2 pseudogenes are annotated in these 1,207 nt (G+C 44.4%); one reads left to right on the top strand and one right to left on the bottom strand.

Annotated elements, in window-relative coordinates:
* Positions 1-708, top strand: a pseudogene (locus GMD1S_RS11510) (YSIRK signal domain/LPXTG anchor domain surface protein); the annotation flags it as partial.
* Here the strand turns inward: GMD1S_RS11510 and GMD1S_RS11505 are convergent.
* Positions 707-1,201 (bottom strand): annotated as a pseudogene (locus GMD1S_RS11505) (ABC transporter permease); the annotation flags it as partial. The pseudogenes GMD1S_RS11510 and GMD1S_RS11505 overlap by 2 nt on opposite strands.
* Positions 1,202-1,207 lie beyond the last annotated feature (6 nt).

Below are 1,207 nucleotides of genomic sequence, written 5' to 3'. Positions count from 1 at the left end.
CCAGATCCAGTTACAGTGAAACGTGTGGATAAGAATGGCACCCCAGTTACTGCGACATACAGCCCAGAGTTTACTAAGGTAACTCCAACTGGAACCGGTGCAACAAGTACAGGTCCTCAAGGACTTCCACAAACTGGTACTCCAATCTTCCAAGGTGGTGATCCACTGGTTCCAATTGATGAAACAGTCGAGCCAACCTTCGAAGATGGAAGCAAAGAGAAGACCATTCCAGGTCAAGGAACCTATACGATTGCTCCAGACGGAACAGTAACCTTCACTCCAGACAAGCAGTTTGTAGGCAAACCAGATCCAGTCACAGTCAAACGCGTAGATAAGAATGGTACCCCAGTTACTGCGACTTATAGTCCAGAGTTTACGAAAGTAACGCCAACTGGTTCAGGTGATAAGACAGAAGGTCTGCAAGGTCAGGTACAAGAAGGTAAAGTGACCTTCACTCCAGGCCATGATTCTGTTCCATTCCCAGCTGATTCAACTCCACTATTTGACAATGGTGCAACTGTGAAAGAAGTGCCAAATGTTGGTAAGTTCGAAGTGGACGCAGATGGTAAGGTGACCTTCACTCCTGATAAACAGTTCAAGGGTGAAACACCAGAACTTGAATTGACTCGTGTGGATGCCAACGGAACTCCTGTTACTGTCAAGTACCAAGCGGTGGTGAAAGAAGTAACCCCAACCAGCACTAACGCTCCAAGACATTGAAAATCGGCAAAATCATAAAGGGAAGCTCGATGTAGCTTGCGACAAAAATAAAGGAGAAATCCGTAAAGAGCAACTGTTGCGAACCGATTCCGATAAATTCCAAGAATTGGTTAATAGACCCATTCTGACCAAAAATTCCTATAAAGGCATAGGCCTTGAGGAGGAGATTGATCCATGTCGGCAAGATAATCAGCATGAGCCAGAGTTGACGGTGCTTGAGACGAGTCAAAAAGAGGGCTGTTGGATAGCTGATAAGAAGTGTCACTAGAGTTACAATCCCAGCATAGAGCACAGAGTTGAAGCTCATTTTGAGGTAGGTCAAGTTTTGTGACGCAAAGTAAGATTTATAGTTTTCTAAACTAAACTGCCCTTCAATGTTGAAAAAGGATTGACCGAAAATCAAGACCAAGGGTGCGAGGACAAAGAGGACAATCCAAAGCATATAGGGCACTACAAAGAGTTTAGAGGTTGTTTTCTTCATCTCTTT

It is taken from the genome of Streptococcus sp. GMD1S (genome assembly GCF_000296875.1).
Lineage (GTDB): Bacteria > Bacillota > Bacilli > Lactobacillales > Streptococcaceae > Streptococcus.
This window is presented reverse-complemented; position numbering and strand designations above follow the sequence as displayed.